General features: G+C 65.7%; 15 protein-coding genes. 4 read left to right on the top strand and 11 right to left on the bottom strand.

What is annotated here, in order from left to right; genetic code table 11:
* Positions 1-114 precede the first annotated feature (114 nt).
* From ACFZCE_RS03545 to ACFZCE_RS03535, 3 genes are read right to left on the bottom strand one after another with little or no spacing between them, the layout of a single operon-like run.
* On the bottom strand, positions 115-705 hold the full coding sequence (locus ACFZCE_RS03545; RefSeq protein ID WP_390936118.1) for a YggT family protein: 591 nt from the start codon (positions 703-705) through the stop codon (positions 115-117).
* Positions 706-715: 10 nt separating this feature from the next.
* On the bottom strand, positions 716-1,534 hold the full coding sequence (gene proC / locus ACFZCE_RS03540) for a pyrroline-5-carboxylate reductase (protein WP_390936116.1): 819 nt from the start codon (positions 1,532-1,534) through the stop codon (positions 716-718).
* A gap of 9 nt (positions 1,535-1,543) precedes the next feature.
* The gene (locus ACFZCE_RS03535; protein ID WP_390936114.1) at positions 1,544-2,248 is read right to left on the bottom strand and encodes a YggS family pyridoxal phosphate-dependent enzyme; all 705 of its coding nucleotides are present in this window, start codon (positions 2,246-2,248) and stop codon (positions 1,544-1,546) included.
* 64 nt (positions 2,249-2,312) lie between these two features.
* Between ACFZCE_RS03535 and ACFZCE_RS03530 the strand changes: the two genes are divergently transcribed.
* Positions 2,313-3,347, top strand: a complete 1,035-nt coding sequence (locus ACFZCE_RS03530; RefSeq protein ID WP_390936112.1) for a PilT/PilU family type 4a pilus ATPase — start codon at positions 2,313-2,315, stop codon at positions 3,345-3,347.
* 63 nt (positions 3,348-3,410) lie between these two features.
* On the opposite strand, the gene ACFZCE_RS03525 is transcribed toward ACFZCE_RS03530, so the two are convergent.
* Complete coding sequence (locus ACFZCE_RS03525; protein ID WP_390936110.1) at positions 3,411-4,211, bottom strand: NlpC/P60 family protein; 801 nt, start codon at positions 4,209-4,211, stop codon at positions 3,411-3,413.
* A 249-nt stretch (positions 4,212-4,460) separates the two neighbouring features.
* On the opposite strand from ACFZCE_RS03525, the gene ACFZCE_RS03520 reads away from it, so the two are divergent.
* On the top strand, positions 4,461-4,877 hold the full coding sequence (locus tag ACFZCE_RS03520) for an NINE protein (RefSeq protein ID WP_390936108.1): 417 nt from the start codon (positions 4,461-4,463) through the stop codon (positions 4,875-4,877).
* A gap of 106 nt (positions 4,878-4,983) precedes the next feature.
* Here the strand turns inward: ACFZCE_RS03520 and ACFZCE_RS03515 are convergent, their stop codons facing one another.
* The 7 genes from ACFZCE_RS03515 to gshB form a co-directional block, all read right to left on the bottom strand.
* A complete protein-coding gene (locus ACFZCE_RS03515) occupies positions 4,984-6,261 on the bottom strand; it encodes a dihydroorotase (RefSeq protein ID WP_390936106.1) in 1,278 nt (425 codons plus the stop codon).
* Positions 6,258-7,262 (bottom strand): aspartate carbamoyltransferase catalytic subunit, encoded by a 1,005-nt coding sequence (locus ACFZCE_RS03510; protein ID WP_390936104.1) that lies wholly within the window; start codon positions 7,260-7,262, stop codon positions 6,258-6,260. The genes ACFZCE_RS03515 and ACFZCE_RS03510 overlap by 4 nt, the downstream gene beginning before the upstream one ends.
* Before the next feature lie 10 nt (positions 7,263-7,272).
* Positions 7,273-7,785 carry a bifunctional pyr operon transcriptional regulator/uracil phosphoribosyltransferase PyrR gene (pyrR, locus tag ACFZCE_RS03505; RefSeq protein WP_390936102.1) on the bottom strand — a complete coding sequence of 171 codons (513 nt, stop codon included), beginning with the start codon at positions 7,783-7,785 and terminating at the stop codon, positions 7,273-7,275.
* Between the two features lie 40 nt (positions 7,786-7,825).
* Positions 7,826-8,263, bottom strand: a complete 438-nt coding sequence (ruvX, locus tag ACFZCE_RS03500) for a Holliday junction resolvase RuvX (RefSeq protein ID WP_390936100.1) — start codon at positions 8,261-8,263, stop codon at positions 7,826-7,828.
* Entirely contained in the window at positions 8,263-8,832 is a 570-nt protein-coding gene (locus ACFZCE_RS03495; protein ID WP_390936099.1) for a YqgE/AlgH family protein, read from the bottom strand. The genes ruvX and ACFZCE_RS03495 overlap by 1 nt, the downstream gene beginning before the upstream one ends.
* Before the next feature lie 67 nt (positions 8,833-8,899).
* A complete protein-coding gene (locus tag ACFZCE_RS03490) occupies positions 8,900-9,802 on the bottom strand; it encodes a TonB family protein (RefSeq protein ID WP_390936097.1) in 903 nt (300 codons plus the stop codon).
* Positions 9,803-9,964: 162 nt separating this feature from the next.
* A complete protein-coding gene (gshB, locus tag ACFZCE_RS03485; protein WP_390936095.1) occupies positions 9,965-10,927 on the bottom strand; it encodes a glutathione synthase in 963 nt (320 codons plus the stop codon).
* Positions 10,928-11,110: 183 nt separating this feature from the next.
* On the opposite strand from gshB, the gene ACFZCE_RS03480 reads away from it, so the two are divergent.
* Both ACFZCE_RS03480 and pilH read left to right on the top strand, forming a co-directional pair.
* Complete coding sequence (locus ACFZCE_RS03480) at positions 11,111-11,548, top strand: response regulator (RefSeq protein WP_390936093.1); 438 nt, start codon at positions 11,111-11,113, stop codon at positions 11,546-11,548.
* Between the two features lie 35 nt (positions 11,549-11,583).
* Complete coding sequence (pilH, locus tag ACFZCE_RS03475) at positions 11,584-11,949, top strand: twitching motility response regulator PilH (protein WP_390936091.1); 366 nt, start codon at positions 11,584-11,586, stop codon at positions 11,947-11,949.
* Positions 11,950-11,955 lie beyond the last annotated feature (6 nt).

Below are 11,955 nucleotides of genomic sequence, written 5' to 3'. Positions count from 1 at the left end.
TAAATGAGGCGCAAGTTTACGGCAGCGGCACGCCGGAGGCTACGGCTGGGTAAGCTGCAAGGGGGGCACCCCGCGAATCTTCTTGAAGCTTGCCCCTTGCAGCCTGTTGGCCACTTAAATCAGCTTGCCGATGATATCCGGCATCAGCGTGATGCTCGCCAGGTAGCCGATCACGTAGGTGCTGAGCAGTTGGATCAGCACGAACGCCACGATCGGCGAGAGGTCGAGCCCGCCCATGGTCGGCATGATCCGGCGGATCGGGGCGAGCATCGGTTCGCAGATCTGGTTGGCCAGCTCCGCCGCCGGGTTATGGCTGTTCGGCGCCACCCAGCTGACGATCACCATGAGGATCATCGCGAAGAAGAACACCTTGAGGAACAGCGCGGCCACGCCGATGGCGGCCCAGATCAGCATTTGCAGCGGGTTGCCGGTCACCCCGTAGGCCAGCAGCAGGGTCAGGGCCATCACCACCAGTTGCACGATGATCGCCAGCAGCAGCGAGGCGGTGTCGAGCCCGCCCACGCTGGGGATGATTTTGCGCAGCGGCCGCAGCAGCGGCTGGGTGGCGCGCACCGCCACCTGGCTGAGCGGGTTGTAGAAGTCGGCGCGCACCAGTTGCAGGATGAACCGCAACAGCACCAGCAGCAGGTACAGGCCGCCAAACACCTGGATCACGAATACGGCAGCCCCGTTCAATCCACTCATGTAACGCTCCTTATTTGCCCAGCTGTTCGGCCAGTTCCACCGAGCGCGCCGCGGCGGCGCCCAGGGCGTTGTTCACCAGGGCTTCGAAGCCCCCGGCCTGGAAGGTTTTGATCGCCGCCTCGGTGGTGCCGGCGGGGGAGGTGACGCGGCGGCGCAGTTCGGCGGCATCGGCATCGCTGCCCAGCGCCATGCGCGCGGCGCCCAAGGCGGTTTGCAGGGTCAGGCGGGCGGCGCTGTCGCGCGGCAGGCCGAGCTGTTCGCCCGCGGCGGTCATGGCTTCCATCAACAGGAAGAAGTACGCCGGGCCGCTGCCGGAAACGGCGGTCACCGCGTCGATCTGCGCTTCGCTGTCGACCCACAGCGCCATGCCCACGGCTTCGAGCAACTGCTCGGCCTGCTGGCGCTGCGCGGCGCTCACCTGGGCGGTGGCGTACAGGCCGCTGGCGCCTTCGCCGACCAGCGCCGGGGTGTTTGGCATGCAGCGCACGATCGGGCGCTCGCCCAGCCAACTGGCCAGGCTTTGGCAGGTGATGCCCGCGGCCACCGAGACGATCAGTTGGCCGGGCCGCAGGGCTGGTTGCAGGGCCTGGCAAACGGTTTTCATCATTTGCGGCTTGATCGCCAGCACGATCACGTCGGCGTTGGCCGCGGCCTCGGCGTTGTCGGCGAACATGGCGATGCCGTATTCGGCGGCCAATTGCTCACGTTTGTCGGCGCCGGGGTCGCTGGCGCTGATGCGCGAGGCGCTCACGCCCTTGGCGCGCAGGCCGCCGATCAGGCTGGTGGCCATGTTGCCGGCGCCGATGAAAGCAATGCGGGTGTCGCTCATGGAGGGTCCTTATGCGGGGTTGGGGGCGCCGGCGCTGCCGTAGTCGCGTGCGCCGAACAGGGCCGTGCCGATGCGTACCCAGGTGGCGCCATGGGCGATGGCGGCCTCCAGGTCATGGCTCATGCCCATCGAGAGGGTGTCCAGGGGCAGTTGCAGCTGTTGTTGCAAGGCTTGTACGAGGGCAAAGGCCGCGTCTTGTGCGGCGCGGTCCTCGGTCGGCTCGGGGATGGCCATCAGCCCGCGCAGGCGCAGGTTGGGCAGCGCCGCCACGGCCGCGGCCAGGGCCGGCAGTTGTTCGGGCGTGCAGCCGGCCTTGCTGGCCTCGCCGCTGATGTTCACCTGCAGGCACACGTTCAGCGGCGCCAACCCGGCCGGGCGCTGCTCGGCCAGGCGCTGGGCGATTTTCAGGCGGTCTACGGAGTGCACCCAATCGAAATGCTCGGCAATGGCTTTGGTCTTGTTCGATTGAATGGGGCCGATGAAGTGCCAACTCAAGGGCAGGTCGGCCAGTTCGGCCTGTTTGGCCAAGGCCTCTTGCAGGTAGTTTTCACCGATTTCACGCACGCCGGCGGCGAATACCTCGCGGATCGCGGCGGCGGGCTTGGTTTTGCTCACCGCCAGCAGGCCCACCTGGGCGGCGCCGCGGCCGGCGGCGAGGGCGGCAGCCTCGATTCGGGCGCTTACCGCGGAAACGTTGTCTGCTATCGTGGACATAACTTGCGCCAGCGGCTTTTGGGTCTGCGGCATTCTACCTGCTTGTCCGTATTTGGGGAGCCTCATGGACATTACCGAACTGCTTGCCTTCAGCGCCAAACAAGGGGCCTCGGACCTCCACCTTTCGGCCGGCCTGCCGCCGATGATCCGCGTCGACGGCGATGTGCGCCGTATCAACCTGCCACCGCTGGAAGACAAACAGGTGCAGGAACTGATCTACGACATCATGAACGACAAGCAGCGCCAGGACTTCGAGGAATTCCTCGAAACCGACTTCTCCTTCGAAGTGCCGGGCGTGGCGCGGTTCCGGGTCAACGCGTTCAATCAGAACCGCGGTGCCGGCGCGGTGTTCCGTACCATTCCGTCGAAGGTGCTGAGCATGGAAGACCTCGGCATGGGAGATGTGTTTCGGCGTATTGCCGAGGTGCCGCGTGGGCTGGTGCTGGTCACCGGGCCGACCGGTTCGGGCAAGTCGACCACGCTGGCGGCGATCATCGACTACCTCAACACCAACAAGCACCACCACATCCTCACCGTGGAAGACCCGATCGAGTTCGTGCACGAGTCGAAAAAATGCCTGGTCAACCAGCGTGAAGTCCACCGCGACACCCTGGGGTTCGCCCCGGCGCTGCGCTCGGCCCTGCGGGAAGACCCAGACGTGATCCTGGTCGGTGAAATGCGTGACCTCGAAACCATCCGCCTGGCCCTGACCGCGGCGGAAACCGGCCACCTGGTGTTCGGCACCCTGCACACCACCTCGGCAGCCAAAACCATCGACCGGGTGGTCGACGTGTTCCCCGCCGAAGAGAAATCCATGGTCCGCTCGATGCTGTCGGAGTCGCTGCAGGCGGTGATTTCGCAAACGCTGCTGCGCAAGATCGGCGGTGGCCGGGTGGCGGCCCACGAGATCATGATCGGCACCCCGGCCATCCGTAACCTGATCCGCGAAGACAAGGTCGCGCAGATGTACTCGGCCATCCAAACCGGCGGGCAGATTGGCATGCAAACCCTCGACATGTGCCTCAAGGGCCTGCTCGACAAGGGCCTGATCGCCCGCGAGAGCGCGCGGGAGAAGGCGAAGATCCCGGAGAACTTCTAGGCCTCTAGCCCACGCACCCAACAAAACACCCGCCAGATGGCGGGTTTTTTGTGGGCACCGGCCTTAGCGGGTGCGGGTGTGCTGCTCGTTGCCAGCACTGGCCAGGCGCAGTGGCTGTTGCGTTTTGAGCACGCGCTTGGCCACCACGTAATGGTCGTTCCAGTACGGTTTGTCGAGGGTGTCGATGGTCACCGCCTTGCCACGGCTGGGGGCGTGGATAAAGCGGTCATCACCCAGGTAGATTGCCACGTGGTTCACCTGGCGGCCGCGGGTTTTGAAGAACAGCAGGTCGCCGGGCTTCAAATCCTTGCGCTCGACCTTGGCGCCATGGCCGGCGGCCATTTCGCTGGAGGTGCGCGGCAGGTTCACCGCCTTGACGTCGTTGAAGGCGTATTTGACTAGGCCGCTGCAATCGAAGCCTTTGGTGGGGCTGGTGCCGCCCCAGCGATACGGGGTGCCCAGGGCGTTCACGGCACGCTCGACGACCAGGGTGCTCTGCTTGGTCGCGGCCGGCGCCTTGGCCAGCTTGGTGCTCACCTTGGTGCTGGTTTTGCTGGTGGCCTTGCTCACCTTGGTGGTTTTGCTGCTGGCCTGCACGGCTACGGGCTGGCCTTTGCTGCTTTTGCTGCGCTTGCTGTTGTCGGCCACGCGCGAGGAGCGCTTGTTGCGGGGCTCGACAACCGCGGCGACCGTTTGCTGGCGCGGCGTGGCCGGCGCATTGCTCGGGTTGGCTTGGGTGCTCTCGGTGCTGCGGGCGGTTTGGCCCGAGAAACCGCTGGGAAGACGTTGCTCACGGGTGGTGGCGTGGGCGGCCAGGGGTAACAAAAGGCAAAGAGTCAGCCATGTCTTGATAAATGGACGCATTAGGCTAGGGCTCGGTGGGTTGACGCGAAATCTTATAACAGCTTTTTTTGTCGTTTTCCCCCCGCTTGTCGATCCAAATTCAGGCGCCGGCGAACCAGCGCCAGCAAAAAGTGTCGAAAAAAACCGCTCGAACCCCCTATTCTCGGGCGTTACGCTTGGCTGCCCGGTGGCCGACCACTTGTCGGGTGCGCGGTAAAAAGTCACATACCTGAATAGAAAATTTAATTATCAGCGGAGCACAGCAGCCCCATGAACGGCTATCAAACTGCCACCCCGCAGGGCTCCCACAGCAGGGTGCTGGGGTACCTGTTGTGGATTTTCGGCTTCACCGGGGCGCACCGCTTCTACTATGGCAAGCCGGTCACCGGCACGATCTGGTTATTGACCCTGGGGCTGCTGGGCATCGGTTGGTTCATCGACCTGTTCCTGATCCCGGCCATGGACCGCGAGGCCGACCTGCGCTTTCACGCGGGCGGGCTGAACTACAACCTGGCGTGGGTGCTGCTGACCTTTCTGGGGGTGTTCGGCGTGCACCGGATGTACCAGGGCAAGTGGATTACGGGGATCCTTTACCTGGTCACGGGCGGGCTGTGCTTTATGGGGGTGCTGTATGACTTCTGGACGCTGAATGACCAACTGTCCGTGGAGAACGCCAGGGGGCGCTGAGCGCCCCCAGAGCAAGTGGCAAGTGGCAAGCTGCAAGTAGGTGCGGCCTGCCTTGCAGCTTGCCGCTTCCGCCTCGCGGCTAACCGCTGCGCCCTTTACGGCACTTTCAACCCTCTTTTCCGAACGTCATCCGCCCATCCACCAACGTATACCGCACCGCCCCCGGCAGGCAGTGGCCGATGAACGGGCTGTTCTGCCCCTTCGACAGCCAGCGCTCACCGGCGATGGTCGAGGCGTTGAGGTCGAACAGCACCAGGTCGGCGGCTTCGCCCACGGCCAGTTGGCCACCGGGCAGGCCCATGGCGTGGGCCGGGCCTGCGCTGAGGCGGGCGAGCAGGGTGGGCAGGTCGAGCAGGCCGTCTTCGAGCAGCGTCAGCGCCAGGGGCAGCAGCAGTTCGACGCTGCTGATGCCCGGTTCGGTCTGGCCGAACGGGGCGTTCTTGGCGTCGCGCTCGTGGGGCTGGTGGTGGCTCGAGATGGCGCTGATCACCCCCGCGCGCACCGCGTCACGCAGGGCGTCGCGGTCTTTGCGGGTACGCAGCGGTGGCTGCACGTGATAAAGGCTGGAGAAGCCCACCAGCGCTTCGTCGGTGAGAATCAGCTGATACAGCGCTACGTCTGCGGTGACCGGCAAGCCACGGGCCTGGGCCTGGGCGATCAGCTCAACGCCGCGGGCGCTGGTGATCTGGCTGAAGTGCGCGCGCACGCCACTTTGCTCGACCAGCAGCAGGTTGCGCGCCAGCGCGACCGTTTCGGCGGTTTCCGGGATGCCCGGCAGGCCGAGGAAGCTCGCCGTCGGGCCTTCGTGGGCGAGGCCGCCGTGGGCCAGGTCGCGGTCCTGGGAGTGGAACACCACCGTTAGGCCGAAAGTGGCGGCGTATTCCAGCGCGCGGCACAGCGTGCGGTTGTTCGGGAAGGGCTGCAGGCCGTTGCCGAAGGCTACGCAGCCGACATCGCGCAGGGCGACCAGTTCGGCCAACTGCTCGCCTTCCAGGCCTTTGGTCAAGGCGCCGACCGGGTACACCTTGCAGTGGCCAGCCTCCTTGGCGCGGTCGAGGATCAGCTCGGCCACCGCGGGGGTGTCGAGAATCGGCCGGGTCAAGGGGGGGCAGCACAGGCTGGTCACGCCACCGGCGGCCGCCGCCAGGGTTTCGCTGGCGATCGAGCCCTTGCGGCTGTAGCCGGGTTCACGCAGGGCCACGGACAGGTCGACCAGCCCGGGCGCCGCGACCAAGCCGCTGGCGTCGAGGGTGTGGCTGGCCTGGAAGCCTTCCGGAGCGGCGCCGATGCCGGCGATCTTGCCGCCGCTGATGTGCAGGTCGGCGATCTGGTCGAGGGTGTTGCCCGGGCTGACCAGGCGGGCGCCAAGGATACTGAGGGTCACTGGGCGCTCTCCTGCTCGAACTGCCGCTGCGCGGCCTGGCCGCTCATGGCCATGGACAATACGGCCATGCGTACGGCAATGCCGTAGGTGACCTGATTGAGAATCACCGAATGGGCACCGTCGGCCACCGCCGATTCGATCTCCACCCCGCGGTTGATCGGGCCTGGGTGCATCACGATGCAATCAGGCTTGGCCAGCGCCAGGCGCTGGGTGGTCAGGCCGAACAGGCGGTAGAACTCGCCCTCGCTCGGTAGCAGGCCGCCGGCCATGCGCTCGCGCTGCAGGCGCAGCATGATCACCACGTCTACATCCTTGAGGCCTTGGGCAAGGTCGGTGTAGACCTTCACCCCGTATTGCTCAACGCCCACCGGCAGCAGGGTTTTCGGCCCGATCACGCGGATGTCGGGGCAGCCCAGGGCGCGCAGGGCGATCATGTTCGAGCGCGCCACCCGCGAGTGCAGGATGTCACCGACGATGGCCACCGAGAGGTTCTCGAAGCTGCCCTTGTGGCGGCGGATGGTCAGCATGTCGAGCATGCCCTGGGTCGGGTGCGCGTGGCGGCCGTCGCCGCCGTTGATCACCGCCACCTGCGGGCACACGTGCTCGGCGATGAAGTGCGCCGCGCCGGAGTCGGCATGGCGCACCACGAACATGTCGGCGGCCATCGCCTCGAGGTTGCGCAGGGTGTCGAACAGCGTCTCGCCCTTGCTGGTGGAAGAGGTCGACACGTTCAGGCTGATCACGTCTGCGGACAGCCGCTGGGCGGCCAGCTCGAAGGTGGTGCGGGTGCGGGTGGAGTTCTCGAAGAACACGTTGCATACGGTTTTGCCGCGCAGCAGCGGGACCTTCTTCACCGCCCGGGCGCCGACTTCAAGGAACGAGTCGGCGGTGTCGAGGATTTCGGTGAGCAGTTCGCGGGGCAACCCGTCGAGCGAGAGAAAATGGCGCAGCTGGCCCTGGTCATTGAGCTGCAGCGGGCGCTTGGCGTCGAGTGGCGTCATCGCGGGACTCTTATAGGCTGGTGGCGAGGGCCTGGCGTTCCAGGGAAAGCGGGCTGGGCCCGAGCAGTTTGATCCGTTCGTCTGGCCCCAGCGCTAGGGTAGCGCCGACGATGTCTGGGCGGATCGGCAGTTCGGCGGCGTCGAGGTCGAGCAGGCACACCAGGGTGACGCTGGCCGGGCGGCCGTAATCGAACAGTTCATTGAGGGCGGCGCGCACGGTGCGCCCGCTCATCAGTACGTCGTCGATCAGCACCAGGTGCTGGCCTTCGATCTCGAACGGCAGTGCCGAGGGGCGTACCTGTGGGTGCAGGCCGTTCTGGCTGAAGTCGTCGCGGTAGAACGACACGTCCAGCGTGCCGAACTCTTCTTCGCGCCCGAGGGCGGCAAGCAGGGCCTCGGTGACCCACACGCCACCGGTGCGGATGCCGATGAAGCGCGGGGTAGCGATGCCGCGCTGGGCCAGGTGCTGGTTCAGCGCCGCGGCCATCTCGCGGATCAGTTGATCGGGGTTGGGTAAGCTCATGCGTGCTCCTGGCAAGCCCGCCGTCGCGGGCCGAACGGTATCAATGGGCCAACTGCCCGGGGTTGGCCTCGAGCCAGCCTTGCAACAGCAGGCGCGCGGCAATGGCGTCTACCGGGTTGTCGCGGTAGCTGCCCTTCTGGCCGCCGCGGGCCAGGCGTTCGCCCTTGGCCTCGAAGGTGGTCAGGCGTTCGTCGTGGGTGTAAACCTGCAGGTTGAAGCGCCCGGCCAGGCGCCGCGCGAATTTTTCGGCGCGGTCGCTCATTTCGCTGGGGGTGCCGTCCATGTTCAGCGGCAGGCCCACCACCAGCGCGTCGGGCTTCCATTCATTGAGCAGGGCTTCGAGCTTGGCCCAGTCGGGCACGCCGTTCTGCGCCTTCAGCGTGCACAGCTCACGGGCCTGGCCGGTGATGGCCTGGCCGACCGCCACGCCGATCTGTTTGCTGCCGTAATCGAAACCCAGTAACAAGCGAACGGCCATCAGGCGTGGCCTGCCTGGCTGGTGAGCAGGCTGAGGTCGATGCCCAGCTGCCGGGCCGCGGCGTTCAGGCGCAGGTCGCTGTCGAGGTTGAAGAGGATCTCGGCGTCGAACGGGCAGGTCAGCCAGGCGTTGTCGGCCATTTCCGCCTCGAGCTGGCCGGCCTCCCAGCCGGCATAGCCGAGGGCGATCAGGCTGCGCGCCGGGCCCACGCCGTCGGCGATGGCGAAGAGCACATCTTGCGAGGTAGACAACGACACGCCGCCCAGCTCGACCGTGGCCTGGTACACCGGGCCGCTGGTATGCAGCACGAAGCCGCGGTCGGTTTGCACCGGGCCGCCGCCGTAAATGGGGATGAGCGCCGAACTGGGCGGCGGCTCGATGTCGGGTTGAAGCTGCTCGAGGATTTCGGCCAGGTTGAGGTCTTGTGGCCGGTTGATCACCAGGCCCATGGCGCCATTGGCCGAGTGCTCGACGATGTACGTCAAGGTATGGGCGAAGTTCGGGTCGGCCATGTGCGGCATGGCGATCAGGAACTGGTGCTTGAGGTAGGTGGTTTCGAGGTTCTTCATGGCACTTAGTGTGGCGCTGGCCCGCCGGACATACAAGCCAGCGATGTTGACGATTTTGTCACACGGTTCAGTTGCTCGACAGCTTGTCGCCCTTCTCGAAGCGCCAGGTACGGATGATTTCCAGGCGGTCGATGTCGGATAAATCGCCGGTGAACGGGGCGAACGGCGCGGCCAGGCGCACGATGCGCATGGCGGCTTCGTCGAGCACCGGTTTGCCGGAGCTTTCGAGCAACTGCACTTCATACAGCGAGCCGTCGCGGTTGAGCGATACCAGCATGCGCAGGCTGCCGTAGGTTTTCTCGCGGCGCGCCTGTTCAGGGTAGTTGAGGTTGCCGATGCGCTCGATCTTCTTGCGCCACTCTTCTTTGTACCAGGCGCCCTTGTCGCGCTGGGTCGAGGCGGCGGTCAGCCGGTAGATGCGCGGGCGCTTGGCGTAGGCCTGCTGCTCGCGGGCGAGCTCGGCCTCGAGGCTGGCGATCTGGTTGGACAACTGCGGGCTGTCGAGGTCCGGGGTGGCCTCCTGGGCCTGCTCCTGGGGCTTGCTCAGGTCTGGGTCGGCTTCGGTCTTGCGCGGCTGGGTGGCGCGGGTGGCCACGGCCTTCTGCGCCTTGGGCGCTTCCACCGGTTGCACCTTGCGCGCGGGGGGCGGGGTCACCTGGTTGATCTCGGCATCGTCGAAAGGCGCCACCTCGGTGGTTTTCGGGATGGCCTTTTTCTCCAGGGTGCCGCTGCCCTGCTGGTTGGCCTGGGCAAGGAAGTCGGCCTGCTCCGGTGGCTTGGCGCTCTGGAAGTTGGCCAGGGTGATCTCGAGCGTCTGGCTGATCGCCGGGGGCGGCGTGGGGCTGAAGCTTACGCCGAGGATCACCGCCAGGTGCAGCAATGCCGTGATCACCAAGGCCAGGCCCAGGCGATCGGCCGGGCGCTGGGCAACGCGAGACAGTTGGGAAGGAAACTGGGTAAAGCTGGTCATGGCGGCCCCGTGAACGAACGGGCGGGATGATAGCAGATAGGAGGGGGGGCAAGAGGCTGGGGGGAGGCAACAAGCGATAAGCTGCAAGGGGGAGGAGCGGCAAGCTTCAAGCTGCAAGGCGCAAGCCCACCCCACTTGCGGCTTGCAGCTGCTCGCTTGCCCCTACGCGGCCCCGGCCGCGCCTAGCTTGCGCGCAATCGCATCCATCAGCTTGCCGCCGATGTCGGTGCCATAGGCCGCGTCGATCTCGCGGATGCAGGTCGGGCTGGTCACGTTGATTTCGGTGAGGTAGTCACCGATCACGTCAAGGCCAACGAACAGCAGGCCCTTCTCGCGCAGGGCCGGGCCTACCTGGGCGGCGATCCAGCGGTCGCGGTCGGTGAGTGGGCGGGCTTCGCCACGGCCGCCGGCGGCCAGGTTGCCACGGGTTTCGCCCTGGGCCGGGATGCGCGCCAGGCAGTAATCCACCGGCTCGCCGTCGATCATCAGGATGCGCTTGTCGCCATCGACGATCGCCGGCACGTAAGCCTGCGCCATGATCTGGTGCTTGCCGTGGTGGGTCAGGGTTTCGAGGATCACCGACAGGTTCGGGTCGCCATCGCGGTGGCGGAAGATCGACGCGCCGCCCATTTCATCCAGCGGCTTGAGGATCACATCGCCATGCTGGCGGGCGAAATCGCGCAGGATGTCTTGCCGGCGGCTGACCAGCGTGGCCGGGTTGCACTGCGGGAACTGGGTGGCGAACAGCTTTTCGTTGCAGTCGCGCAGGCTTTGCGGCTTGTTGACGATCAGCACGCCCAGGCGCTCGGCGGCTTCGAGCAGGTAGGTGCTATAGATGAACTCGATGTCGAAGGGTGGGTCTTTGCGCATCAGCACCACGTCGAGTTCGGCCAGGGCGATGTCTTGCTCTTCGCCCAGCTCGAACCAGTGGGCCGGGTCGGCGAACACCTTCAAGGCGCGGGCGCGGGCGCGGGGTTCGCCCAGGCTTTGGTAGAGGCCCGGCTGTTCCATGTACACCAGCTCCCAGCCGCGTTGCTGGGCGGCGAGCAGCATGGCCAGGGAACTGTCCTTTTTGTAGGAAATGTCCGCGATAGGGTCCATGACGATCCCGAGGCGTACGCTCATGGGGGGAATCCTCTGTTGTGCCGTGGCGTTGAAAAAGGGCGATCAGGGTGATCCCAGGCGCGCCGCCGGTCAAGGTGCCGGTCATGGAATGCGCCCGGTAAGTGTGCTAAAAAGCCGGAAGGATCACGTGGGCAGCCCTTGCGGCTAGCGCCTCCCGTTCGCACCTAGCCTGTCAGAGCAATCATGGAGCAGCATTCCAAGGCCCTCAAGGTGATGGTCGTCGATGACTCGAAAACCATCCGCCGCACGGCCCAAGCGCTTTTGCAGGACGCCGGTTGCGAGGTCATCACCGCGGTCGATGGCTTCGATGCCCTGGCCCGTATCGTCGACCAGCACCCGCGCATCATCTTTCTCGATGTGATGATGCCGCGCCTGGACGGCTACCAAACCTGCGCGTTGATCAAGCACAACAGCCAGTTCCGCGCCACGCCGGTGGTAATGCTGTCGTCGCGCGATGGCTTGTTCGACAAAGCCAGGGGGCGGGTGGTCGGTGCCGACCAGTTCCTCACCAAACCCTTCAACAAAGAAGAGCTGCTGGGCGCGATCCGGGCGTTGGTTCCGGGGTTCGCCGTGCCGCAAGGCCCCCTGCCAGAGGGGCAACTTCGGCAGGGGCAGCCATAATCAGCGGCCTGGCCGCACACCGTACGAGGCACAACATGGCGCGTATCCTGATCGTCGACGACTCGCCGACTGAAATGTACAAACTCACCGGCATCCTGGAAAAACACGGCCACGAGGTGCTCAAGGCCGAGAATGGCGCCGACGGCGTGGCCCTGGCCCGCCAGGAAAAACCCGACGCTGTGCTGATGGACATCGTCATGCCCGGCCTCAATGGCTTCCAGGCCACCCGCCAACTGGCCAAAGACCCAGAAACCAGCGCCATCCCGGTGATCGTGGTAACCACCAAGGACCAGGAAACCGACCGGGTGTGGAGCCAGCGCCAGGGCGCGCGGGGCTTTATCGTCAAACCGCTGGAAGAAACCTCGCTGATCAGCGAGCTGAACGCGGTGCTGGCCGGTTGAAGCGCC

Source organism: Pseudomonas sp. NPDC007930, from assembly GCF_042958985.1.
Taxonomy (GTDB): Bacteria; Pseudomonadota; Gammaproteobacteria; order Pseudomonadales; family Pseudomonadaceae; genus Aquipseudomonas.
This window is presented reverse-complemented; position numbering and strand designations above follow the sequence as displayed.